The organism is Enterobacter cloacae complex sp. AR_0002 (assembly GCF_001922365.1).
GTDB classification, from domain to species: domain Bacteria; phylum Pseudomonadota; class Gammaproteobacteria; order Enterobacterales; family Enterobacteriaceae; genus Enterobacter; species Enterobacter hormaechei_C.
Genome location: NZ_CP018814.1, coordinates 4,319,069 through 4,343,598, shown reverse-complemented (window position 1 = coordinate 4,343,598; position 24,530 = coordinate 4,319,069). Strand labels below are relative to the sequence as shown.

At 58.0% G+C, this 24,530-nt stretch carries 23 protein-coding genes; 17 read left to right on the top strand and 6 right to left on the bottom strand.

The genetic code is table 11. From position 1 onward, the window contains the following. The 3 genes from lsrD to lsrA are packed head-to-tail and all read right to left on the bottom strand — an operon-like array spanning nucleotide 1 to nucleotide 3,494. On the bottom strand, nucleotides 1-978 hold the full coding sequence (gene lsrD, locus AM329_RS21500; RefSeq protein WP_032607950.1) for an autoinducer 2 ABC transporter permease LsrD: 978 nt from the start codon (nucleotides 976-978) through the stop codon (nucleotides 1-3). Then, nucleotides 979-2,010 carry an autoinducer 2 ABC transporter permease LsrC gene (gene lsrC / locus AM329_RS21495; RefSeq protein WP_032607952.1) on the bottom strand — a complete coding sequence of 344 codons (1,032 nt, stop codon included), beginning with the start codon at nucleotides 2,008-2,010 and terminating at the stop codon, nucleotides 979-981. Continuing rightward, nucleotides 2,007-3,494, bottom strand: a complete 1,488-nt coding sequence (gene lsrA / locus AM329_RS21490; RefSeq protein WP_032607955.1) for an autoinducer 2 ABC transporter ATP-binding protein LsrA — start codon at nucleotides 3,492-3,494, stop codon at nucleotides 2,007-2,009. The genes lsrC and lsrA overlap by 4 nt, the downstream gene beginning before the upstream one ends. A 215-nt stretch (nucleotides 3,495-3,709) precedes the next feature. On the opposite strand from lsrA, the gene lsrR reads away from it, so the two are divergent. From lsrR to AM329_RS21475, 3 genes are all read left to right on the top strand, one after another. Further along, the gene (gene lsrR, locus AM329_RS21485) at nucleotides 3,710-4,681 is read left to right on the top strand and encodes a transcriptional regulator LsrR (RefSeq protein WP_023295481.1); all 972 of its coding nucleotides are present in this window, start codon (nucleotides 3,710-3,712) and stop codon (nucleotides 4,679-4,681) included. Between the two features lie 32 nt (nucleotides 4,682-4,713). Then, on the top strand, nucleotides 4,714-6,309 hold the full coding sequence (lsrK, locus tag AM329_RS21480; RefSeq protein WP_032607957.1) for an autoinducer-2 kinase: 1,596 nt from the start codon (nucleotides 4,714-4,716) through the stop codon (nucleotides 6,307-6,309). A gap of 166 nt (nucleotides 6,310-6,475) precedes the next feature. After that, entirely contained in the window at nucleotides 6,476-8,497 is a 2,022-nt protein-coding gene (locus AM329_RS21475; RefSeq protein WP_023323771.1) for an NADPH-dependent 2,4-dienoyl-CoA reductase, read from the top strand. On the opposite strand, the gene rlmG is transcribed toward AM329_RS21475, so the two are convergent. After that, nucleotides 8,494-9,630 carry a 23S rRNA (guanine(1835)-N(2))-methyltransferase RlmG gene (rlmG, locus tag AM329_RS21470; protein ID WP_003862620.1) on the bottom strand — a complete coding sequence of 379 codons (1,137 nt, stop codon included), beginning with the start codon at nucleotides 9,628-9,630 and terminating at the stop codon, nucleotides 8,494-8,496. The genes AM329_RS21475 and rlmG overlap by 4 nt on opposite strands. 83 nt (nucleotides 9,631-9,713) lie before the next feature. On the opposite strand from rlmG, the gene AM329_RS21465 reads away from it, so the two are divergent. The 4 genes from AM329_RS21465 (at nucleotide 9,714) to sstT (ending at nucleotide 14,019) form a co-directional block, all read left to right on the top strand. Beyond that, nucleotides 9,714-10,217, top strand: a complete 504-nt coding sequence (locus tag AM329_RS21465) for a YgjP-like metallopeptidase domain-containing protein (protein WP_003862622.1) — start codon at nucleotides 9,714-9,716, stop codon at nucleotides 10,215-10,217. Between the two features lie 70 nt (nucleotides 10,218-10,287). Then, the gene (locus AM329_RS21460; protein ID WP_003862623.1) at nucleotides 10,288-11,286 is read left to right on the top strand and encodes a Gfo/Idh/MocA family protein; all 999 of its coding nucleotides are present in this window, start codon (nucleotides 10,288-10,290) and stop codon (nucleotides 11,284-11,286) included. A 251-nt stretch (nucleotides 11,287-11,537) separates the two neighbouring features. Beyond that, nucleotides 11,538-12,503 (top strand): TerC family protein, encoded by a 966-nt coding sequence (locus AM329_RS21455; RefSeq protein WP_003862625.1) that lies wholly within the window; start codon nucleotides 11,538-11,540, stop codon nucleotides 12,501-12,503. A 274-nt stretch (nucleotides 12,504-12,777) separates the two neighbouring features. Next, nucleotides 12,778-14,019 (top strand): serine/threonine transporter SstT, encoded by a 1,242-nt coding sequence (sstT, locus tag AM329_RS21450; RefSeq protein WP_032607958.1) that lies wholly within the window; start codon nucleotides 12,778-12,780, stop codon nucleotides 14,017-14,019. Nucleotides 14,020-14,157: 138 nt separating this feature from the next. Here sstT and AM329_RS21445 read toward each other — a convergent pair whose 3' ends face one another. Both AM329_RS21445 and uxaC read right to left on the bottom strand, forming a co-directional pair. Continuing rightward, nucleotides 14,158-15,645: a UxaA family hydrolase gene (locus tag AM329_RS21445; RefSeq protein ID WP_032607960.1), complete on the bottom strand. Its 1,488-nt coding sequence runs from the start codon at nucleotides 15,643-15,645 to the stop codon at nucleotides 14,158-14,160. Between the two features lie 17 nt (nucleotides 15,646-15,662). Continuing rightward, nucleotides 15,663-17,075: a glucuronate isomerase gene (gene uxaC / locus AM329_RS21440; RefSeq protein ID WP_003862632.1), complete on the bottom strand. Its 1,413-nt coding sequence runs from the start codon at nucleotides 17,073-17,075 to the stop codon at nucleotides 15,663-15,665. A gap of 474 nt (nucleotides 17,076-17,549) precedes the next feature. Between uxaC and AM329_RS21435 the strand changes: the two genes are divergently transcribed. The 10 genes from AM329_RS21435 to AM329_RS21390 all read left to right on the top strand — a co-directional run bounded on the left by AM329_RS21435 (nucleotide 17,550) and on the right by AM329_RS21390 (nucleotide 24,459). Next, complete coding sequence (locus AM329_RS21435) at nucleotides 17,550-18,848, top strand: MFS transporter (protein ID WP_003862634.1); 1,299 nt, start codon at nucleotides 17,550-17,552, stop codon at nucleotides 18,846-18,848. Nucleotides 18,849-19,045: 197 nt separating this feature from the next. Continuing rightward, on the top strand, nucleotides 19,046-19,822 hold the full coding sequence (exuR, locus tag AM329_RS21430; protein ID WP_003862635.1) for a transcriptional regulator ExuR: 777 nt from the start codon (nucleotides 19,046-19,048) through the stop codon (nucleotides 19,820-19,822). Nucleotides 19,823-20,164: 342 nt separating this feature from the next. Continuing rightward, a complete protein-coding gene (yqjA, locus tag AM329_RS21425) occupies nucleotides 20,165-20,827 on the top strand; it encodes a DedA family general envelope maintenance protein YqjA (RefSeq protein WP_003862638.1) in 663 nt (220 codons plus the stop codon). Between the two features lie 2 nt (nucleotides 20,828-20,829). Beyond that, complete coding sequence (mzrA, locus tag AM329_RS21420) at nucleotides 20,830-21,213, top strand: EnvZ/OmpR regulon moderator MzrA (RefSeq protein ID WP_003862640.1); 384 nt, start codon at nucleotides 20,830-20,832, stop codon at nucleotides 21,211-21,213. Nucleotides 21,214-21,356: 143 nt separating this feature from the next. Beyond that, nucleotides 21,357-21,725 (top strand): DUF1090 domain-containing protein, encoded by a 369-nt coding sequence (locus AM329_RS21415; protein WP_003862642.1) that lies wholly within the window; start codon nucleotides 21,357-21,359, stop codon nucleotides 21,723-21,725. Between the two features lie 29 nt (nucleotides 21,726-21,754). Continuing rightward, nucleotides 21,755-22,060, top strand: coding sequence for a YqjD family protein (locus AM329_RS21410; RefSeq protein WP_003862645.1), 306 nt, complete (start codon nucleotides 21,755-21,757; stop codon nucleotides 22,058-22,060). 2 nt (nucleotides 22,061-22,062) lie between these two features. Further along, nucleotides 22,063-22,461: a phage holin family protein gene (locus AM329_RS21405; RefSeq protein WP_003862647.1), complete on the top strand. Its 399-nt coding sequence runs from the start codon at nucleotides 22,063-22,065 to the stop codon at nucleotides 22,459-22,461. Next, nucleotides 22,458-22,754: a YqjK-like family protein gene (locus tag AM329_RS21400; RefSeq protein ID WP_003862649.1), complete on the top strand. Its 297-nt coding sequence runs from the start codon at nucleotides 22,458-22,460 to the stop codon at nucleotides 22,752-22,754. Before AM329_RS21405 ends, AM329_RS21400 begins: the two co-directional genes overlap by 4 nt. A 253-nt stretch (nucleotides 22,755-23,007) precedes the next feature. Then, nucleotides 23,008-23,400 (top strand): DoxX family protein, encoded by a 393-nt coding sequence (locus tag AM329_RS21395; RefSeq protein WP_003862651.1) that lies wholly within the window; start codon nucleotides 23,008-23,010, stop codon nucleotides 23,398-23,400. 72 nt (nucleotides 23,401-23,472) lie between these two features. After that, nucleotides 23,473-24,459 carry a glutathione S-transferase family protein gene (locus AM329_RS21390; protein ID WP_003862653.1) on the top strand — a complete coding sequence of 329 codons (987 nt, stop codon included), beginning with the start codon at nucleotides 23,473-23,475 and terminating at the stop codon, nucleotides 24,457-24,459. The last annotated feature ends 71 nt before the right edge of the window (nucleotides 24,460-24,530 follow it).

Below are 24,530 nucleotides of genomic sequence, written 5' to 3'. Positions count from 1 at the left end.
TTACGCTCCGGATAGTTTTCTGAAGAGAGATCGCACCCATTCGCGGTGCAGACTCAGCGAACGCCCCATCACCACCACAACCAGCAGCGCCCCCGACAGCGCGCTCGACACCTGGTTGGGGATGCCGACCATCTGTAAACCCTGTTGCAGGTACCCCACCAGCAGCGCCGCCAGCGCCGTACCGACAACAGAACCTGACCCGCCGTAGATATTGGCTCCGCCGAGCACGGCGGCGGTGAGCGCAGGCATTAATAGATCGCGCCCCAGATCCGAACGTGCGGAGCCGAAATAGGAGACCATCACCAGCGCGGCAATCGCCGAGGCCACGCCCACCAGGCCGTACAGCGCGTAGGGCATGCCGTTCACCGACAGCGCCGCATAGCGCGCCGCGCGCGGGTTCTGCCCAATCAAAAACAGGTGCCGACCAAAGCGCCCACGGTGGGTAATAAGCCAAAAGAAGACGGTGATTACCGCGAACAAGACCAATGGGATCGGCAGCCCCAGCACCGTGAGGTTAGCGAAGGCGGTAAAGCTGTCCGGGAAGCCGCCGATGCCCTCGTAGCCCGTCGCCCCCGCCATGCCGGAGAGCAGCAGCGCGCCGCCGCCGTAGAGGTAGAGCGTGCCGAGGGTAATGACTAAAGGGCTAATGCCGGTGTAGTGGATCAGCGCCGCATTCACCAGCCCACACAGCAGGCCAAGCAGCAGCGTCAGCGGAACGGCGATCGTCATGGGCCACCCCGCCTGCATCATCACCCCCAGCGCGATGGCGCACAGGCCGATGGTTGAGCCGAGGGAGATGTCGATCCCGCCGCTGATAATTACAAGCGTAAGCGGCAGCGCCACGATGCCAATGCAGATAAAGTCGCTGGTGCTGAACAGCAGCATGTTGATATCAAGCATGCGCGGGTTGATGGCGCCGAAGAGCAGGATCTCCAGCACCAGTAAAATCAGCAGCGCGCTTTCCCAGTTAAGCCTCATTTACGCCACCTCTTTTTTGCGTTTGGGAAACGGGGTAACGTGCTTTCCCCCTTTGTTACCGGGCTGGAAACGGCTGTATTTCAGCGCCCGCTGATGCCGCGCCAGTGCCTGACGCAGACGCCCGTCGAGCACCAGCACGCCCAGCAGCACCAGCCCGGCGATAAAGTCGTTCCACCACGCCGGGAGCCTGAACAGCACCAGCACGGTATCGATTTGGGTGAGGAAGAACGCGCCGAGGAACGCACCGACCAGCGTGCCGGTGCCGCCCAGCAGCGAGATGCCCCCCAGCACGCAGGCAGCGATGGCTTTCATCTCCAGCCCGCTGCCGGTCTGGTTGGGCACAAAGCCTATCTGCGCGGCAAACACAATCCCGGCGCAGGCCGCCAGCAGGCCGTTCAGGGTAAAGGCGATCATGCGGGTGCGGTTCACCGCCACGCCCAGCTGGCGCGCGGCGGTGAGGTTATCCCCCACGGCGTAAAAATCCCGCCCAAAGGCGGTGCGCGACAGCGTCCACGCGCCGGTGGCCGCGATAATCAACACCAGCATGCCGAGCGGCGAAATGCCGACGGCGGCAGGCTCAGAGAGGGATTTCAGCCCCGGCGGCAGCCCTTCTATCCACTTCCCGCCGGTCCAGAGCAGCATCGCCCCGCGATAAAGCCCCAGCGTGCCGAGGGTGGCGACAATCGCCGGAATGCGCAGGCCCACCACCAGAAAACCGTTGAACGCCCCGGCCAGCGCGCCGATCGACAGCGCGAAGAGAATGGAAACGGGCAGGCTGTAGCCGCTGTTAAGCGCCACGCCGACGGCAATGGCGGACAACCCGACCGTGGAGCCGACGGAGACGTCAATATTGCGGGTCAGCATCACCAGCGCCGCGCCGATAGCCAGCAGGATCAGGATCTGCGAGCTGGCGAAGATCATCCCCAGCGTCTGTAAGCTCAGGTAGGACGGGTTCAGCGCCACCAGCACGGCGAACAGCGTCAGAATGGCGAGAAACGCGCTCAGCTCGCGGTTTTTCAGTAAGATCTTCATGATTGCCCTCCAAACGCCAGCGCCATCATCCGGTCGAGGCTGACGGCGTGGCGCGGCAGCTCGCCGCTGAGCACGCCCTGATGCATTACCAGCACCCGATCCGCGAGGCCGGGAAACTCATCGAGATCGCTTGAGATCATCAGCACCGCCACGTTCTGCGCCGCCACGCTTTTCAGCAGCTGATAAATATCGGCGCGCGCCGAGACGTCCACGCCGCGCGTCGGTTCATCGACGATCAGCAATAACGGGTTGGCTTCCAGACAGCGTGCCAGCAGCACCTTCTGCTGGTTGCCGCCGGAGAGCGTGCGCACGGTTTGATCCGCATGGTTGAGCTTGATCCCCAGCGCCCGGTGATAGCGCTCCACCACCGCGGACTCTCTTTTCCGCTGCTGCCAGAGCGACGGCTCGTTCAGCGCCACGGTGTTCCAGCGGATCGGCGCGTCGAGGAACAGGCCGGACACCTGCCTGTCTTCCGGCAGATAGACCAGCCCTTTTTGCAGGCGTGAACTGACCGGATCGGTGGTGATCTCCTGGTTCTCCAGCCAGACGCGCCCCCCGCGCACAGGCCGCAGGCCATAGAGCGTTTCGGCAAACTCGGTGCGCCCGGAGCCTACCAACCCGGCCAGGCCGACGATCTCCCCGGCGTAAATCTCAAGGCTGAGATCGATAAACCCTTCCCCGGTAAGATCCTCCACCCGCAGCACCGGAAAGTCCTGCGGCTGGGTGCGACGGTTGCCCGGCAGCGCCAGCCACAGCTTTTGCGTATCGCTGAGGGATTTCTCGCGGCTTACCGGCGTCATGGCGGCGATCAGGGCGTTATCGTCGAACTGCGCGGTTTCACCGCTGAGCACCACCGCGCCGTCGCGCATCACCGAGACGTGGCTCGACAGCATGCGAATTTCCGGCAGCTTATGCGAGATAAACACGATCCCGACGCCGAGCGCCTGCAGGGCGCGGATCTGACGAAACAGCCGTTCGGTTTCGCCCGGCGTGAGGGAGGCCGTGGGCTCGTCGAGGATCAGGATCCTGGCGTTGCGCATTAATCCGCGCAGGATCTCTACCATCTGCTGATCCGCCACCTCGAGGGTGCTGGCGGCGGCGTCGAGGTTCAGCCGGCACTGCAGCTGCTCAAGTTTCTCCGCCAGCCGCTTTTCCAGGCCGCGCTCGCGCGGCAGGCGGAACAGGATGTTTTCCCGCACCGTCAGGTTGGGAAACAGCAGCGGCTCCTGCGGCACCAGATAAATGCCTAACCTGTGCGCCTGAGCCGGGGTAAGCCGTGTAAAAGACTCACCCGCCACCGAAAGTTCACCGCTATCCGGGGTTTCTACCCCGGCGATGATCTTCATCAGCGTCGATTTTCCCGCGCCGTTACCGCCCATCAGCGCATGCACCTGCCCCGCAAGCAGCGTGAAATCAATGCCTTTTAAGACCGGTACGCCTGAAAACTGCTTGCTGATATCACGCGCGTCGAGAAGTGGTGTCATCATCGCTCCGCTATTGAACAAATGATTTTTAGATTTAATAATGTTCAAAAGCGTAGACGGTGAACTATATTTACAACCGTGCAGGGATCACAATTTTATCGATTGAGATTTAGATAAACCGGAATCGATCGAAATGATCTATTTTGTCGCGTGGCTCACATTTTCACGTCGCGCCATCACGAACATATGATCTAAATTTTTATAAGAGTTCAATTATGAGCGATAAACGCACTGCGGAAGAAGGACGGTTTGCCGGGCTGGCACTGGCGGAAGAGGAGCTGGTGGCGCGCGTGGCCTGGTGCTACTACCACGACGGGCTGACCCAGAACGACATCGGCGAACGGCTCGGGCTGCCGCGATTAAAAATCTCCCGCCTGCTGGAGAAAGGCCGTCAGTCCGGGGTGATCCGCGTGCAGATCAACTCCCGCTACGAGGGCTGCCTGGCGCTGGAAACCGAGCTACAGCAGCGCTTTGGCCTGAAGCTGGTGCGCGTGATGCCTGCCCTGAATACCCCGCCGATGAACGTGCGGCTGGGCATTGGCGCGGCGCAGTCGCTGATGGGCGTGCTGGAGCCCGGCCAGCTGTTAGCGGTAGGCTTCGGTGAAACCACCATGAGCAGTCTGCAACACTTAAGCGGCTTTATCAGCTCGCAACAGATCCGCCTGGTGACGCTTTCCGGCGGCGTCGGGCCGTATATGACCGGTATCGGCCAGCTGGATGCGGCCTGTAGCGTCAGCATGATCCCCGCCCCGCTTCGCGTGTCATCCGCTGAAGTCGCCGGGATCTTAAAGCGCGAAACCAGCGTGCGGGACGTGATCCTCGCCGCCACCGCGGCTGACGTGGCGGTGGTCGGGATTGGCTCGGTAAACCAGCGCCGCGACGCAACGATCCTGCGCTCCGGCTATATCAGCGAAGGTGAACAGCTGATGTACGCCCGCAAAGGCGCGGTCGGCGACATTCTCGGCTATTTCCTCAATGCCGAAGGGGAATGCGTCGAGGAGCTGGAGATCCACAAAGAATTACTGGGCGTCACGCTCGATGAACTGGCGCAGCTGCCCACCATTGTCGGCGTGGCCGGAGGGGAAGAGAAAGCCGATGCGATTTATGCCGCACTGAAAGGTCGCCGTATTAATGGCCTGGTGACGGAAGAGACGACAGCCCGCGCGGTGCTGGCTCTGGCCGGATAAGAGCAGCCCTGCGCTAACAGCGAGGCAAGCTCATGAGTTACCTTTTAGCGTTAGATGCAGGGACAGGCAGCGTTCGCGCCGTGATTTTCGATTTACAGGGCAACCAGATTGCCGTTGGCCAGGCCGAGTGGAAGCACCTGAGCGTGGAGAACGTGCCGGGGTCGATGGAGTTCGATCTCGACACCAACTGGCGGCTGGCCTGCCGGTGTATTCAGCAGGCGCTGGAGCGCGCACGGCTTAGCGCGGCGGATATTCAGTCCGTCGCCTGCTGCTCGATGCGCGAAGGGATTGTGCTGTACGACCGCAACGGCGAGGCTATCTGGGCCTGCGCCAACGTCGACGCCCGCGCCAGCCGCGAGGTGGCTGAACTCAAAGAGATCCACGACTACCGGTTTGAATCCGAAGTGTATGAGGTCTCCGGCCAGACGCTGGCGCTGAGCGCCATGCCGCGCCTGCTGTGGCTGGCGCACCACCGTCCGGATATTTACCGCAAGGCTGCGACTATCACCATGATCAGCGACTGGCTGGCGGCGAAGCTCTCCGGCGAGCTGGCGGTCGACCCGTCCAATGCGGGCACCACCGGTATGCTGGATCTCTTCTCCCGCGACTGGCGTCCGGCGCTGCTCGACATGGCCGGGCTGCGCGCCGATATCCTTTCCCCGGTGAAAGAGACCGGCACCGTGCTGGGCGCGATAACCAGACAGGCCGCGCAGCAGTGCGGCCTGCGTGAAGGCACGCCGGTGGTGATGGGCGGCGGCGACGTGCAGCTGGGCTGTCTGGGGCTGGGCGTGGTCCGCGCCGGACAAACGGCGGTGCTGGGCGGCACCTTCTGGCAGCAGGTGGTTAACCTGCCGCAGGTGCGCACCGATCCTGAGATGAACATCCGCGTAAACCCGCACGTCATCCCCGGCATGGCACAGGCGGAGTCGATCAGCTTCTTTACCGGGCTAACCATGCGCTGGTTCCGCGACGCCTTTTGCGCCGAGGAAAAGCTGATTGCCGAGCGGATGGGGATGGACACCTATTCCCTGCTGGAAGAGATGGCGAGCCGCGTCCCGGCGGGCTCCCACGGCGTAATGCCAATCTTCTCCGACGCGATGCATTTTAAGCAGTGGTATCACGCCGCGCCGTCGTTTATTAACCTCTCCATCGACCCGGAAAAGTGCAACAAAGCGACGCTGTTCCGCGCCCTGGAAGAGAACGCGGCGATCGTCTCGGCCTGCAACCTGGCGCAGATTTCGCGCTTCTCCGGCGTGACGTTTGAGAGTCTGGTGTTTGCGGGCGGCGGGGCCAAAGGCGCCCTGTGGAGTCAGATTTTAAGCGACGTTACCGGCCTGCCGGTGCGCGTGCCGGAAGTTAAAGAGGCAACGGCGCTCGGCTGTGCCCTTGCCGCAGGAGCTGGCGCGGGGCTGTTTGCGGATATGGCTTCGACGGGCGAGCGGCTGGTGAAGTGGAGCCACGAGTTCACGCCAAACCCGCAGCACCGGGAACTGTACGACGGCATGATGCAGAAATGGCAGGCGGTGTACGCCGACCAGCTCGGGCTGGTGGACAGCGGGCTGACCACGTCGATGTGGCAGGCGCCGGGGCTGGTGCGGGCATCCCCCTCACCCCGGCCCTCTCCCTAAGGGAGAGGGAGATTAAGTCCCCTCTCCCTTAGGGAGAGGGCATCAGGCCACACCAATATTTGAATCCCATCACATTCACCGCATTCCCCTTTTCCCTTTTACTCCCCGCTGGCTAAATTAGTAACTCATCCGACCACATAACAATAATTTTACACTGGAAGAGACTATGAGCCGCTACCCGTCGTTATTCGCCCCTCTCGATCTGGGGTTCACCACCCTCAAAAACCGCGTGCTAATGGGCTCAATGCACACCGGGCTGGAGGAGCGTCCGGACGGGGCTGAACGTCTGGCAGCCTTCTATGCCGAACGCGCGCGCCACGGAGTGGCGCTGATTGTCACCGGCGGCGTAGCCCCTGCCCCTTCCGGGGTGACGATGGAGGGCGGCGCGGTGTTGAATGATGCGTCACAACTGTCGCACCACCGCATTGTGACCGACGCGGTCCACCGCGAGGGCGGCAAAATCGCCCTGCAAATTCTGCATACCGGGCGCTACAGCTATCAACCGAACCTGGTTGCCCCCTCGGCTATTCAGGCGCCGATTAACCGCTTTACTCCTCACGCCCTTAGCCACGACGAGATCCTGGCGCTGATCGACGATTTTGCCCGCTGCGCCGCGCTGGCAAGGGAAGCAGGCTACGACGGCGTGGAGGTGATGGGCTCTGAAGGCTATCTGATTAACGAATTTCTCGCCGCACGCACCAACCAGCGCGACGACGAATGGGGTGGCGACTATGCCCGCCGCATGCGTTTTGCCGTGGAGGTGGTGCGCGCGGTGCGTGAACGTGCGGGTGCGGATTTTATTATCATCTTCCGCCTGTCGATGCTCGACCTGGTGGAAGGCGGCGGCACCTTCGACGAAACCGTGCAGCTGGCGCAGGCAATTGAAGCCGCCGGTGCCACCATTATCAACACCGGGATTGGCTGGCACGAAGCGCGCATCCCCACCATCGCCACGCCGGTGCCGCGTGCGGCGTTCAGCTGGGTAACGCGCAAGCTGAAAGGCAAAGTCTCCGTTCCGCTGGTAACAACGAACCGCATTAACGACCCGCAGGTGGCGGACGATGTGATCTCCCGCGGCGACGCCGATATGGTCTCGATGGCGCGTCCGTTCCTCGCGGATGCCGAACTGCTCTCCAAAGCGCAAAGCGGTCGTGCGGATGAGATCAACACCTGCATCGGCTGTAACCAGGCGTGTCTGGACCAGATCTTCGTCGGCAAAGTCACCTCCTGCCTCGTTAACCCCCGCGCCTGCCATGAAACCAAAATGCCGGTGGTTACGACGGTCAATAAAAAACGCCTGGCCGTGGTGGGCGCTGGCCCGGCGGGCCTGGCGTTTGCGGTCAATGCCGCCTCGCGCGGGCACGGCGTGACGCTGTTTGATGCGCAGGGAGAGATTGGCGGGCAGTTTAATATCGCCAAACAGATCCCCGGCAAAGAGGAGTTCTACGAAACGCTGCGCTACTACCGCCGGATGATCGAGCTGACGGGCGTCGAGCTGCGGCTTAATCAGTTTGTCAGCGCGGCGGATCTGATCGGTTTCGACGAGGTGATCCTCGCGAGTGGGATCGCCCCGCGCACCCCTGCGATCGAGGGTATCGATCATCCGAAGGTATTGAGCTATCTGGACGTGCTGCGCGACAAAGCGCCGGTTGGCGAGAAGGTGGCGATTATCGGCTGCGGCGGGATCGGTTTTGATACCGCGATGTATTTAAGCCAGCCGGGCGAAGCCACCAGCCAGAACATCGCTGAGTTCTGCGTGGAATGGGGCATTGATACCAGTCTCAGTCAGTCCGGCGGTTTACGCCCGGAAGGGCCGCAGCTGCCGAAAAGCCCGCGTCAGATCGTGATGCTCCAGCGTAAGGCCAGCAAGCCGGGTGAAGGGCTGGGCAAAACCACTGGCTGGATCCACCGCGCCACCCTGCTCTCGCGCGGGGTGAAGATGATCCCGGCGGTGAGCTACCAGAAGATCGACGACGACGGGCTGCATGTGCTGATCGGTAGTGAACCGCAGCTGCTGCGCGTGGATCATGTGATTTTGTGCGCCGGACAGGAGCCAAAGCGCGATCTGGCCGATCCGCTGCGCGAAGCGGGTAAAACGGTGCATTTGATCGGCGGGTGCGACGTGGCGATGGAGCTGGATGCGCGGCGGGCGATTGCGCAGGGCACCCAGCTTGCACTGGTTATTTAGCGACGACGCCCCAGCTTCACCGATTTCAGCACCACGAATTTGTTATTGGTGGCAATGGTGACGCAGTTGCCGAAAATCTTCTTCAGCTTGTGGAAGTAGTCCAGGTGGCGGTTCGCCACGATGTACAGCTCGCCGTTGATTTTCAGGCAGCGGCGCGCGTGGTGGAACATCTCCCACGCGACGTTATCCGTCAGGGCGTGCTTCTGGTGGAACGGCGGGTTACAGAATACCGCGTTGAAGCGGAAAGGCTCTACGCCCGACAGCGCGTTATTGATCATAAACTCGCAGCGATCCAGCGCTTCAGGCAGGTTAGTTTCCACGTTCAGACGGCTGGAGGCCACCGCCATTGGCGATTCGTCGCTGAACACCACGCTGGCCTCCGGGTTCTTCGCCAGCAGCGTCAGGCCAATCACGCCATTGCCGCAGCCCAGGTCGACAATCTCACCCTCAAGATTTTCCGGCAGATGTTCCATAAAGAAACGCGCCCCGATATCCAGACCGGTACGGGAAAAGACGTTCGCGTGGTTGTGGATGGTCCAGTCGGTACCTTCCAGTTTCCAGCTCAGCGTTTCTGGCGCGTCGGCCAGCGCCGGTGCGCTGAAGGTGCAGTTGATCAGGCGTGCTTTTTTCCAGGCAAGCGTCGTGGTGGTCGGGCCGAGGACCTTCTCGAACAGCTCCAGCGTCGAGGTGTGAATATCACGCGCTTTGGCACCCGCGATAATGCGGGTTTCTGGCGTGACGACTTTACGCAGCGCGCGCAGTTGCTGCTCCAGCAGCGCCATGGTTTTTGGCACCTTAATCAGCACCACGCCCGGCGCCTGCGGGTAGTCCGCGGTGCTGTCGAGGAACTTCACGCTGGACTCTTCGATGTCGTTATGGCGCAGGTTTTCACGCGTCGCCAGTTCGCTTAAGTAAGAATCGCCGATACTGTAAGGCGCATGTTCCGCCAGCGCGCAGGCCAGCGCGCCAAACGCGTCATTCAGGATCAGAACCGGGCCGCTGATTTCAGTCTCATCCAACTGTTGCAGCAGATATTCATCCGCCGCTTCCCACGCCTGAAGCGGGTTCACGTCGTCCGTTTCCGGGAAACGTTTAAGGTTGAGTGAACGGAAACCGTTGTCTAAGTGGCTCATCGGCCCTCCTGAATGGTAAAATTTGGCGTATCCCTGAAAAGGGTGCGTGAGTATACCCGTTTTCACACTATTTTGGGGTTTTGATGAACCAGCTGACTTATCTCCAGGGCTATCCGGAGCATTTACTTTCCCAGGTTCGTGACCTGATTGCCGCGGGAAAGCTCGGTGCGGTGCTGGAAAAACGCTACCCGGGCACGCATGATTTCGCGACTGACAAAGCCCTCTGGCAGTATACGCAGGATCTGAAAAACCAGTATCTTAAGAGCGCCCCGCCGATCAACAAGGTGATGTACGACAATAAGATCCATGTGCTGAAAAACGCGCTCGGCCTGCATACCGCCATCTCCCGCGTGCAGGGCGGCAAGCTGAAGGCTAAAGCGGAGATCCGCGTCGCGACCGTCTTTCGCAATGCGCCGGAAGCCTTTCTGCGGATGATCGTGGTGCACGAGCTGGCGCACCTGAAAGAGAAAGAGCACGACAAAGCCTTCTATTCCCTGTGCTGCCACATGGAGCCACAGTACCACCAGCTGGAGTTTGATACCCGTTTGTGGCTGACGCATTTATCGTTAAAGAGTAATGCGCAGTAGCGCACGCGAAATGTCATGATGACGTGCTACAGTGGTTTTAAGTTCCCTGCTACGGAGTACGTAAACGTTTATGATACGTTTCGCAGTCATCGGTACGAACTGGATCACGCGCCAGTTCGTCGACGCCGCCCACGAAACCGGCAAATATAAGCTCACCGCAGTCTATTCCCGCAGCCTTGAGCAGGCGCAGAGTTTTGCGAATGACTACCTGGTTGAACATCTGTTCACCTCGCTCGATGAGATGGCGCAAAGCGACGCCATTGACGCGGTCTATATTGCCAGCCCGAATTCTCTGCATTTCCCGCAAACGAAGCTGTTCCTCAGCCACAAAAAACACGTGATTTGCGAGAAGCCGCTGGCCTCGAATATTGAGGAAGTGGAAGCCGCCATTGCGCTTGCCCGGGAAAACCAGGTGGTGCTGTTTGAAGCGTTCAAAACCGCCAGCCTGCCGAACTTCCTGCTGTTGCAGCAGTCCCTGCCGAAAATTGGCAAAGTGCGTAAAGCCTTTATCAACTACTGCCAGTATTCCTCGCGCTACCAGCGCTACCTGGACGGCGAAAACCCGAACACCTTTAACCCGGCCTTCTCGAATGGCTCGATTATGGATATCGGTTTTTACTGCCTGGCCTCTGCGGTCGCCCTGTGGGGTGAACCGCACGGCGTAACGGCCACCGCCAGCCTGCTGGAGAGCGGCGTGGATGCACATGGCGTTGTGGTGCTGGACTACGGTGATTTCAGCGTGACGTTGCAGCACTCGAAGGTCAGTGACTCCGTACTGCCAAGCGAAATTCAGGGCGAAGACGGCTCGCTGGTGATCGAAAAAATCTCCGAATGCCAGAAGCTAAGCATCGTTCCCCGCGGCGGCAAAGCGCAGGAGCTGACGCAACCTCAGCATATTAACACTATGCTCTATGAGGCAGAGGTCTTCGCCCGTCTGGTAGAAGACAACGAAGTGAACCACCCGGGGCTGGCAATCAGCCGCACCACGGCGAAGCTGCAAACGGAGATCCGCCGACAGACTGGCGTGATTTTCCCCGCAGACGGCGTGAATGTGGAAGCCGTCGCGTAAAGCTGTGTAATGAAATCGTGCAGACCATTGACGAAACCGATGGTCTGACATAATTTGTTACCTGCAAAGGGGAGTAACTTCTTCGCCGGTGGATCGTCATTACGATGCGTGCAAAACCGCATCCGGTCGCCGGGCAACCTTCGAGGTTGTAAGTGAGACCTTGCCGGAAGGCGAGGTCTATGCATAAAAAGCTAACGGCTATCGTCTTCTGACCATAGCCGTTTTTGTTTTTTATGTGTAAGGAAAATAGTATGCATTCTGTCGGCACTCCAATGCTGTGGGGCGGATTCGCGGTTGTCGTGCTCATCATGCTGGCGATCGACCTCTTTTTGCAGGGTCGTCGCGGCGAACACGGCATGAGCGTCAAGCAAGCCGCCGTCTGGTCGCTGGTATGGGTTACCCTCTCACTTCTTTTCTGCGCCGCCTTCTGGTGGTATCTGGCCTCAACCGAAGGCCGCGCGGTGGCCGATCCTCAGGCACTCGCCTTCCTCACCGGCTATCTGATTGAAAAAGCACTGGCGGTTGATAACGTCTTCGTCTGGCTGATGCTGTTCAGTTACTTCGCCGTGCCTGCGGCTCTGCAACGCCGCGTGCTGGTGTACGGCGTTCTGGGCGCTATTGTCCTGCGTACCATCATGATCTTCGCCGGCAGCTGGCTGATTACCCAGTTCGAATGGCTGTTGTATGTATTTGGTGCGTTCCTGCTGTTCACCGGGGTCAAAATGGCGCTGGCGAAAGAAGACGATACCGGTATCGGTGATAAGCCGCTGGTGAAGTGGTTCCGGGGTCATCTGCGCATGACGGACAAGATCGAGAGCGAGCATTTCTTCGTGCGTAAGAACGGCCTGCTATTCGCCACCCCGCTGCTGCTGGTGCTGATTCTGGTCGAGCTGAGCGACGTGATTTTCGCGGTGGACAGTATCCCGGCTATCTTCGCAGTTACCACCGACCCGTTCATCGTTCTGACCTCGAACCTGTTCGCCATCCTCGGCCTGCGTGCGATGTACTTCCTGCTGGCGGGCGCGGCAGAGCGCTTCTCAATGCTGAAGTACGGCCTGTCGGTGATTCTGGTGTTTATCGGTATCAAGATGCTGATCGTCGATTTCTACCATATCCCGATCGCCATTTCGCTCGGCGTGGTGTTTGGCATTCTGCTGGTGACGCTGATTATCAATACCTGGGTTAACCGCCAGCACGATAAGAAGCAGCAGGTTTAGTGCAACGTTCGGTGCGGGCTGATGCCCTCACCCCAACCCTCTCCCACAGGGAGAGGGGGAAATGCAATGCAGGCCGGGTAAGCGTAGCGCTACCCGGCGCTTTCGTTAACCAATAGTTAAAAAACATGACGCAACACGTAAAATCCAGCATTTTACGCTTCCCTCCTTTCACGTATTCCCTATACTCGACCAGGCAAACATTTACTTACATCCGGAAATAAATGTGACTTAGAGCACATCCAGGATGGAACGCAATTTCACTCAGGAATAACGTATGAGCACACAATCACGCGGTCTGTTCGCGCGCCTGGCGCAGGGCAGTCTTGTAAAACAAATTCTGGTCGGGTTGGTACTGGGTATTCTGCTGGCCATGGTGTCGAAACCTGCCGCGGAGGCCACGGGACTGCTCGGGACGCTGTTTGTGGGCGCCCTGAAGGCCGTCGCCCCGGTACTGGTGCTGATGCTGGTGATGGCGTCGATTGCCAACCACCAGCACGGACAAAAAACCAACATTCGCCCTATTCTGTTCCTGTATCTGCTGGGAACCTTCTCTGCTGCCTTAATGGCCGTTGTGTTTAGCTTCCTGTTCCCGTCTACGCTGCACCTGACCAGCGCGGCCGGTGATATCACCCCGCCGTCCGGGATTGTGGAAGTCCTTCGCGGCCTGCTGATGAGCATGGTCTCTAACCCCATCACCGCACTGATGAGCGGAAACTACATTGGCATCCTGGTCTGGGCGATTGGTCTGGGCTTCGCGCTGCGTCATGGCAACGAGACCACGAAAAACCTGGTCAACGATTTGTCCAATGCCGTGACTTTCATGGTGAAGCTGGTGATTCGCTTTGCACCAGTCGGTATCTTTGGTCTGGTTTCTTCGACGCTGGCCACTACCGGTTTCGACGCACTGTGGGGCTACGCGCAGCTGCTGGTCGTCCTGGTCGGCTGTATGCTGCTGGTGGCGCTGGTGATCAACCCGCTGCTGGTGTTCTGGCAGATCCGCCGCAACCCGTATCCGCTGGTGCTGACTTGCCTGCGCGAGAGCGGCGTGTATGCCTTCTTTACCCGCAGCTCGGCGGCGAACATTCCGGTCAACATGGCGCTGGCGGAGAAGCTGAACCTGGATCGCGATACCTATTCCGTGTCGATCCCGCTGGGTGCGACCGTGAACATGGCGGGTGCGGCGATCACCATCACCGTGCTGACGCTGGCGGCGGTGCATACGCTGGGTATTCCGGTGGATCTGCCAACCGCGCTGCTGCTGAGCGTCGTTGCATCACTGTGTGCCTGTGGCGCATCCGGCGTGGCGGGCGGATCGCTGCTGCTGATCCCGCTGGCCTGTAACATGTTCGGTATCCCGAACGAGATTGCCATGCAGGTTGTCGCGGTCGGCTTCATTATCGGCGTATTGCAGGATTCCTGCGAGACTGCGCTGAACTCCTCTACCGACGTGCTGTTTACCGCCGCAGCCTGTCAGGCGGAAGATGCGCGTTTAGCGAAGAACGCCCTGCGCAGTTAAAAAGAAAAGCCCGGTGGCGGCTACGCCTTACCGGGCCTACAAGGTAAATGCAAAACGGCAACATGTGTTGCCGTTTTTAGTGTTTGCACCCTATCCCTGTGGGGAGGGTTGGGGTGAGGGCACCAGCCCGCACCCAGCTTACAGCGTCACACCACTCTTAAAAATCGCCAGCTCGCGGAAGTCGTTCTTCTCGTTACAGGTCTGCCTGCCGCTGGCGAACTCTGCGATAGCGTCCACGAACTCGCTCAGCAGCTGCGGCATCGCTTTGCCGTGGATCAGCTGCCCTGCGTCGAAATCGATCCAGTGCGTTTTCTTTGCCGCCAGCTCGCTGTTGGTGGCAATTTTAACCGTCGGCACAAACCCGCCGTACGGCGTACCGCGGCCGGTACTGAACAGCACCATATGGCAGCCCGCCCCCGCCAGCGCGCTGGTGGCGACCGCATCGTTACCGGGCGCGCTCAGCAGGTTCAGGCCGTGGGTTTTCAGGCGTTCGCCGTAGCGCAGAACGTCCACCACCTGGCTGGCCCCCGCTTTCTGGGTGCAGCCGAGGGATTTCTCCTCCAGCGTGGTGATTCCGCCCGCCTTGTTCCCCGGCGACGGGTTCTCGTAAATCGGCTGATTGTGGGCAATGAAGTACTGTTTGAAGTCGTTCACCATGGTGACGGTCTTCTCAAACGTCTCTTCGTCGCGACAGTGGCTCATCAGAATGCGCTCTGCGCCGAACATCTCCGGCACTTCGGTCAGCACCGTGGTGCCGCCGTTGGCAATCACATAATCCGAGAAGCGGCCCAGCATCGGGTTAGCGGTAATGCCGGAAAGCCCGTCAGACCCGCCGCACTCCAGGCCAAACTTCAGTTCGCTCAGCTTGCCCGGCTCGCGCTTGTCGTGACGCATCACCTCGTACAGCTGGTGCAGTTGTTCGACGCCCGCTTCCACTTCGTCGTCCTGGTGCTGACACACCATAAAGTGCACGCGCTCAGGATCGAACTCGCCCAGCGTATCGCGGAAGGCGTCAACCTGATTGTTTTCACAGCCGAGGCCAATCACCAGCACCGCCCCCGCGTTCGGGTGGCGCACCATATTTTGCAGCATGGTGCGGGTATTGATGTGGTCGTCGCCCAGCTGGGAACAACCGTAGGTGTGGCTGAACAGATGCACGCCGTCGGTGCCTTCAGCATTGTTAGTCTCTTTCAGGAAACGCGTCTGAATTTGACGCGCGATCCCGTTCACGCAGCCGACGGTCGGGAGGATCCACAGTTCATTGCGGATCCCCACCTCGCCGCTGGCGCGGCGGTAGATCTGCACCTCACGATCGGCCGCCTGTCCTTCTTCTGCCTGGAAGTCAGGTTGATAGCTGTACTCGTCCAGATCGCTGAGATTGGTGCGGGTATTGTGGGAATGAATGTATTCACCCGGCGCAATATCCGCCAGCGCATGACCGATGGGCAAACCGTACTTCACCACGTTCTCCCCTTTCGCGATGGGGATCAGGGCAAACTTATGTCCACGTCCAATGGCCTGGCGTAACGTCACCGACTGGTTGTCGAAGGTCACTTCCGTCCCTTCGGCTAAATCGGCCAGCGCGACGGCAACGTTATCCAGCGAATGGATTTTGATGTATTGCATATCAACCTCAAACGGCCTTAGTTCAGTTCAATGGCGAAGTAGTCACGCGCATTGTTAAAGCAGATGTTTCTCACCATTTCGCCCAGCAGCTGGATATCCGCTGGCGCTTCGCCCGCGTGCACCCAGCGGCCAATCATCTGGCACAGAATGCGGCGGAAATATTCATGGCGGGTATAGGAGAGGAAACTGCGGCTGTCGGTCAGCATGCCAACGAAGCGGCTCAACAGGCCGAGCTGCGCCAGCTGCGTCATCTGACGCTCCATGCCGTCTTTCTGATCGTTAAACCACCAGCCGGAACCGAACTGCATCTTGCCCGGCATCCCTTCGCCCTGGAAGTTGCCGATCATGGTGCCCAGCACTTCGTTATCGCGTGGGTTCAGGCAGTAAAGGATGGTTTTTGGCAGCAGGTTTTGCTCGTTCTGTTTGCTCAGCAGTTTTGACAGCTCTTCCGCCATCGGACGGTCGTTGATGGAGTCAAAGCCCACGTCCGCGCCCAGCAGTTTGAACTGACGCTGGTTGTTATTACGCAGCGCGCCGATGTGATACTGCTGAACCCAGCCGCGGCGGGCATATTCCGCACCGAGGAATACCAGTACCGCCGTTTTAAACTGCGCCACTTCGTGCTCACTCAGGGCTTCGCCGGAGAGACGACGCGCCAGAATGCTGTCCAGCTCAGCTTCGCTGGATTCCGCGAACAGCACTACGTCCAGCGCGTGGTCAGACACTTTACAGCCGTGTGCGGCAAAGTGATCCAGACGTTTGGTCAGCGCGGTTTGCAGATCGCCAAAGCGACGGATATCGGTGTCAGACACTTCCGCCAGCTTCGCCATGTAGTCGTTAAAGGTCGGCAGCTCGATGTTGAAGGCTTTATCCGGGCGCCAGCTTGGCAGCACTTTGATGTCAAACGTGCTGTCCTTCGCGACAACCGCGTGGTGCTCCAGAGTGTCGACCGGATCGTCGGTGGTGCCCACCATCTTCACGTTCATCTGCTTCATGATGCCGCGCGCCGAGAAGCTATCCTGCGCCAGCAGGTCGTTGCACTGATCCCAGATTTCATCCGCCGTGGCGGGAGAGAGCAGCTTGCCGGTGATACCAAACGGACGACGCAGTTCAAGGTGAGTCCAGTGGTATAACGGGTTACCGATGGTGTGGGGAACAGTAGCGGCCCAGGCGTCAAACTTCTCGCGATCGGTCGCGTCGCCGGTACACAGGCGCTCGGCCACGCCGTTGGTGCGCATTGCGCGCCACTTATAGTGGTCACCCTTCAGCCAGATATCATACAGGTTTTTGAAACGGTAATTTTCGGCAACCTGCTGCGGCGGTAAATGGCAGTGGTAGTCGAAAATCGGCTGGTCTTTTGCGTAGTCGTGGTACAGGCGGCGAGCAAATTCGGTATCTAACAGAAAATCGTCGGTCATAAACGGTGTCATTATCGTCTTCCTCATTACGGGAGCGTCAGAAAGCTTATGTTCAGATGCTGCAAAGTTATCACACCAATTTCCAGAGTCCGACGTTTTTTTCGTGAGTTAGATCAATAAACGTCGACAAATAAATTACCCTCAAAGGGGTAAACCCTCTCTCAGGCCGCGCCAGTTCTGGCTTTGCGCGTGCCGCATAATGTCCCTACAAAGATTCACACTTTTGTGATGTCACTCACCTTTTAAAGTTGTATGACAAGTTATCTTTTCGCCGTCGCAAACTATAAGCCGACGGATGCATTACCGGTGTTTGATACATCGGATTTAACGGTACGGAAGCCGACTTAGCACGATTACTAATGGCAAGGTTCGGGCCGTTCCGGGACAGGTTCCCGGTTACGCCCCTCCCGTTACAGAACAGCTCCCGGCAACGGTTGAGTTGTTGCCGTGTCCCGACACGGAAATAACATAACGATGAGGTTTTACATGCGTAAAATTAAAGGGTTACGTTGGTACATGATCGCACTGGTGACGCTCGGCACCGTGCTGGGCTACCTGACACGTAACACCGTGGCAGCAGCGGCGCCAACGTTGATGGAAGAGTTACATATCTCCACGCAGCAATACTCTTACATCATTGCGGCTTACTCTGCCGCTTACACCGTAATGCAGCCTGTTGCAGGTTATGTTCTTGATATTCTGGGTACAAAAATTGGTTATGCCTTCTTCGCTGTAGCCTGGGCCGTCTTCTGTGGGGCGACCGCGCTGGCCGGCAGCTGGGGCGGACTGGCGCTGGCGCGTGGTGCGGTAGGTGCTGCCGAAGCGGCGATGATCCCCGCGGGTCTGAAAGCCAGCTCTGAATGGTTCCCGGCAAAAGAGCGTTCTATCGCTGTCGGTTACTTCAACGTGGGCTCCTCCATCGGGGCGATGATTGCTCCGCCACTGGTGGTGTGGGCGATTGTGATGCACAGCTGGCAGATGGCGTTCATCATCTCCGGTGTGCTGAGCTTTGCCTGGGCCATGGCGTGGCTGATTTTCTATAAACACCCGCGCGACCAGAAAAAGCTGTCTGACGAAGAACGTGACTACATTATTAATGGTCAGGAATCCCAGCATCAGACCGACAACGGCAAAAAGATGTCCGTCTGGCAGATCCTGGGCACCCGTCAGTTCTGGGGTATCGCCCTGCCACGCTTCCTGGCAGAACCGGCCTGGGGTACGTTTAACGCCTGGATCCCACTGTTCATGTTTAAAGTTTACGGCTTTAACCTGAAAGAGATCGCGATGTTCGCCTGGATGCCAATGCTGTTTGCAGACCTGGGCTGTATCGTCGGCGGCTACCTGCCACCGCTGTTCCAGCGCTGGTTTGGCGTGAACCTGATTGTGTCCCGTAAGATGGTGGTCACCATGGGCGCCCTGCTGATGATCGGCCCGGGTATGATCGGCCTGTTCACCAGCCCTTACGTGGCTATCGCCCTGCTGTGTATCGGGGGCTTTGCTCACCAGTCTCTGTCCGGTGCGCTGATTACGCTCTCGTCCGACGTGTTTGGTCGTAACGAAGTCGCCACCGCCAACGGCCTGACCGGGATGGCCGCCTGGACCGCAAGTACCCTGTTTGCGCTGGTGGTCGGCGCGCTGGCGGATACGATTGGTTTCAGCCCACTGTTCGCGGTACTGGCTGTCTTCGACCTGTTGGGTGCGGTGGTTATCTGGACGGTGCTGAAAAGCAAATCCGCAGATGAACTTGCGAAAGAGTCCCTCGGGGGACCGGCGACGCAGAGTTAGCGTTGTTGTGCCGGGTGGCGGCTCCGCCTTACCCGGCCTACAAAATCCAATAAAATAGTAGGTCGGGTAAGCGTAGCGCCACCCGGCAAGAACGACGCAAAAGCCGCCTCCGGGCGGCTTTTTTGATGGCGAAATCTGGAGACTGGCACGCAAAAGTGGTATAACAAATCATTCGCCGTACCCTGCCTGGAGCGCATATGGAAATCACCGAATCACGTCGTTTATATCAACAACTTGCCGCCGAGCTGAAAGATCGCATCGAGCAAGGGGTCTATCTTGTCGGTGATAAACTTCCCGCTGAGCGTTTCATTGCGGATGAAAAAAGCGTCAGCCGCACGGTGGTCCGCGAAGCCATCATCATGCTGGAAGTGGAAGGGTATGTTGAGGTACGCAAAGGTTCCGGCATTCATGTGATTTCCAGCCAGGCGAAACACTCCCCCACCCCGGACGAAAGTCTGGAGTTTGCCAGCTACGGTCCGTTTGAGCTTCTCCAGGCTCGCCAGCTGATTGAAAGCAACATTGCGGAATTTGCTGCGACGCAGGTGACCAAGCAGGACATCATGAAGCTGATGGAAATCCAGGATCACGCGCGTAAAGAAAAATGTTTCCGCGATTCTGAATGGGACCTGCAATTCCACGTCCAGGTCGCCCTTGCGACTCAGAACACGGCGCTGGCGGCAATCGTTGAAAAAATGTGGACTCAGCGCGTTCACAACCCGTACTGGAAGAAATTGCACGATCATATTGATTCCCGCACGGTAGATAACTGGTGTGACGATCACGACCAGATTCTTAAGGCCCTGATTCGTAAAGATCCGCATGCGGCGAAACTGGCAATGTGGCAGCATCTGGAGAACACCAAACAGATGCTGTTTAATGAAACAAGTGATGACTTTGAATTTAACGCTGACCGCTATCTTTTTGCCGATAATCCGGTCGTTCACCTCGATACCGCGACCAATCTCGCAAAATAACGCCCCGAACTGCTGGCAGGCGCACCGCCGCGCCTTCCGGCCAGACAGGGTAAGAAAACCTCTATAGTGTCAGCCTTTGTAAAATTTCTCGCTCCCCTCCGTGGCTTACGCCAAAATCGTGTTTCCCCTCAAATTCTGTGACGCAGAACGTCGGGCTTTGTTACAATTGGATTCACTTCGTTATTTTGTAAGTTAGTGCTTGCTAACCAGCCAATTAACAGGGAACAGTGTTGGCCACACATCAATGTGTCCGCGAGCGACCATAATGAAATCATAACAATGTCGCCGTGCTGTATTTCCCGAATTACAGGCGTGACGTTAACCGATTTCCAGGAACACTGAATGGAACTTTTGACCCAACTACTGAACGCCCTCTGGGCTCAGGATTTCGAAACGCTGGCCAACCCGTCCATGATTGGCATGCTCTACTTTGTATTATTTATGATCCTGTTCCTTGAGAACGGTCTGCTGCCTGCTGCCTTTTTACCGGGCGACAGCCTGCTGGTGCTGGTCGGGGTGCTTTGTGCAAAAGGGGCGATGGCTTTCCCGCAAACGGTCCTGCTTTTAACCATTGCCGCCAGCCTGGGCTGCTGGGTGAGTTACATTCAGGGGCGATGGCTGGGTAACACGCGAATCGTTCAGAACTGGCTTTCGCACCTTCCGGCCCATTACCACCAGCGAGCGCACCACCTTTTCCATAAGCATGGGCTTTCCGCCTTGCTGATTGGCCGCTTTATCGCATTCGTACGCACCCTACTGCCCACCATTGCGGGCCTGTCCGGCCTGAGCAGCACGCGCTTCCAGTTCTTTAACTGGATGAGCGGCTTGCTGTGGGTGCTGATCCTGACCACGCTCGGCTACGCGCTGGGTAAAACGCCGGTCTTTATGAAATACGAAGACCAACTGATGTCTTGCCTGATGCTGCTGCCCGTCGTTCTGCTGGTGTTTGGCCTGGTCGGGTCCCTGGTCGTACTGTGGAAGAAGAAATACGGGGCCAGGGGTTAACGATGGTTATCTCCCCGCTCGCGCTGCGCCGCTTCTCTTACGCCATCGTCGCGCTGATGATGTTCAGCGCTCTTATCCTGCTGTGGTCTGCGCTACAGCATCAGGAGTCGACGCTGGCTATCCGTCCTGTGAGCCAGGGAACCAGCGTGCCGGATGGTTTTTCCATCTGGCATCATCTCGACGCAAACGGGATTCGCTTTAAGAGCATCACGCCGCAAGACGATGTGCTGCTGATAAAATTTGACTCCAGTGCGCAAAGCGCCGCGGCGAAAGCCGTGCTGGACCGCACGCTGCCGCAGGGTTACATCATTGCGCAACAGGATGATGACAGCCACGTCGCCTCCTGGATGTCACGGTTACGCGACACGTCGCATCGATTTGGTTAACGACTAATATTCCGAATATTTTCACCTACTTTGGTGAAACTCCCGTTTACTTACTATGCTTAAGTACGCGGAGCACCCCTCAGATGTTCTCCGCTTAGTTCTGGAACACGGCTTACGCCGTAACACAATGGAAGGTTTCTATAATGAAATACCGCATCACCCTGGCTCTGGCCCTTTTTTCTTTAAGCACAGCTTCCTTCGCTATGTCTCTTTGTCAGGAGAAAGAACAGGATATCCAACGCGAAATCAGTTATGCCGAAAAGCATAACAATCAGCACCGGATCGACGGACTGAAAAAAGCGTTGCGCGAAGTGAAAGACAACTGTACGGACAGCAAGCTGCGTGCCGATCATCAGGAAAAAATCGCTGAACAGAAGGACGAGATAGCCGAGCGCCGTCAAGACCTGCAAGAAGCGAAAGAGAAAGGTGATGCGGAAAAAATTGCCAAGCGCGAGAGGAAGTTGCAAGAGGCGCAGGACGAACTGAAAGCGCTGGAAGCTCGCGATTATTGAGTTAACGGAAATCTCAACAGGAGAGAATCATGTCAAAAGATACAACTTCAGAAAATCTGCGCGCTGAACTGAAATCCCTGGCGGACACCCTGGAAGAGGTGCTGAACTCTTCTGCCGATAAATCGAAAGAAGAAGTCAGCAAACTGCGCAGCAAAGCGGAGCAGGCACTGAAAGAGAGCCGTTACCGTCTGGGTGAAACCGGTGATGCACTGGCGAAACAGACCCGCGAAGCGGCTGCGCGCGCAGACGAATATGTACGTGATAATCCATGGACGGGTGTGGGTATTGGCGCCGCAGTGGGTGTGGTGCTGGGTGTCCTGCTGACGCGTCGTTGATTATGGAAGATCCACGTCACGCACAAGGGCCTGCTAAAAACGTCCTCGGCATTGGCCAGCGTATTCTTACGACGCTGGTCGGGATTGCCGAAACGCGCGTCCGGCTTGCGGTAGTGGAGCTGGAAGAGGAGAAAGCCAACCTCTTCCAGATGCTGCTCATGCTTGGGCTTACGATGCTCTTTGCCGCGTTTGGTCTGATGAGCCTGATGGTGTTAATCATCTGGGCTATCGATCCACAGTATCGTCTGAACGCGATGATTGCGACTACCGTGGTTCTGCTGGTGGCGGCGCTGATAGGCGGTATCTGGACCCTGCATAAAGCGCGCACGTCGACCTTCCTGCGTCATACGCGCCAGGAGCTGGCCAACGACCGCGCCCTGCTGGAGGATGATAAGTCGTGAGCGACAAAGCCGAACGTCAAAAGCGGAAAGCGTATCTGTTGAGCCAAATCCAGCAGCAGCGACTGGATCTGTCTGCCAGCCGTCGCGACTGGGTTGAAGCCACGCATCGGTTTGACCGCGGCTGGAACACGGTCCTGAGCCTGCGTTCATGGGCGCTGGTCGGCAGCAGCGTGATGGCGATCTGGTCGGTTCGGCATCCTAACATGCTGATCCGCTGGGCACGTCGCGGCTTTGGCGCCTGGAGCGCCTGGCGTCTGGTGAAAACCACGCTGCGACAGCAGCAGTTGCGGTGAAAAAAGCAAAACGGTAACCCTGGTTACCGTTTTTTGTTTTTGCCCCCTCTCCCTGTGGGAGAGGGATGGGGTGAGGGCACCAGCCCGCACGCTCCCTTACTCAATATCTTTGAAGAAGATTAACAGTTTTCCTTGCTAACAATTGCCATCCGCCCCGTTTACACTCCTCTCCATCGACAGCAAAGACGCGGTATCTACCCGAATTTGCAAGCAAATAACGTTTAGCCGCTGATGTGGTTTCCTGGAGAGTAAAATGAAAAAATTAGAAGATGTTGGTGTACTGGTAGCGCGTATTCTGATGCCAATTCTGTTCATCACCGCAGGCTGGGGCAAAATTACCGGCTATGCGGGCACTCAGCAGTATATGGAAGCGATGGGCGTGCCGGGGTTCCTGCTGCCACTGACCATTCTGCTTGAGTTCGGCGGCGGCCTGGCAGTGCTGTTCGGTTTCCTGACACGCACCACGGCGCTGTTCACCGCAGGCTTTACCCTGCTGACCGCGTTCATCTTCCACAGCAACTTTGCGGAAGGCGTGAACTCCCTGATGTTCATGAAAAACCTGACCATCGCGGGTGGCTTCCTGCTGCTGGCTATCACGGGCCCGGGCGCCTACAGCATCGACCGTCTTCTGAATAAGAAGTGGTAAGCACGCTATACTGATTACATTCAAAGCGAGGAGACATCTCCTCGCTTTTGCTATCTGACGGAGGAGAAAAAAATGGGACAACTCGTAGACGGCGTCTGGCAGGATGTCTGGTATGACACCAAATCCACCGGTGGACGCTTTAAGCGCTCTGTTTCGGCCTTCCGTAACTGGCTGACCGCCGACGGCGCACCCGGCCCGAGCGGCGAAGGCGGCTTCGCGGCGGAGAAAGATCGTTATCATCTGTACGTTTCTCTCGCCTGTCCGTGGGCGCACCGCACGCTGATTGTGCGCAAGCTTAAAGGCCTCGAATCGTTAATTCCGGTTTCGGTGGTCAACCCGCTGATGCTGGAAAACGGCTGGACGTTCGACAGTGACTTCCCTGCCGCGACGGGTGATGAGCTTTATCATCACGATTTCCTGTATCAGCTCTATCTGCGCGCCGATCCGCACTACACCGGACGCGTAACGGTGCCGGTGCTGTGGGACAAGAAAAACCAGACGATCGTCAGCAATGAATCCGCTGAAATCATTCGCATGTTCAATACCGCGTTTGACGCGCACGGCGCCCGCGCCGGGGATTACTACCCGGTTGAGCTGCGCGAGAAAATTGACGAGCTGAACGGCTGGATCTACGACAACGTCAACAACGGCGTCTATAAAGCGGGCTTTGCCACCAGTCAGGAAGCGTACGACGAAGCGGTCGGCAACGTGTTTGGATCCCTGGAGCGCCTGGAGCAGATCCTCGGCCAGCATCGTTATTTAACGGGCGATCGCCTCACCGAAGCAGACATCCGCCTGTGGACGACGCTGATCCGCTTCGATCCGGTGTATGTCACCCACTTCAAGTGCGACAAGCATCGCATCAGCGATTATCTGAACCTGCACGGTTTCCTGCGCGACATCTATCAGATGCCGGGGATTGCGGAGACGGTCAATTTTGACCATATTCGCACCCATTATTTCCGCAGTCATAAGACCATCAACCCAACGGGCATTATCTCCATTGGCCCGTGGCAGGACCTGGATGAACCGCACGGGCGCGACGTGCGTTTCGGATAATTATTTAGGGAATCAATTGATTCCCTTTTTTAATTCACAGCATACATCTATCCTTACCTCGATCGCTTAGA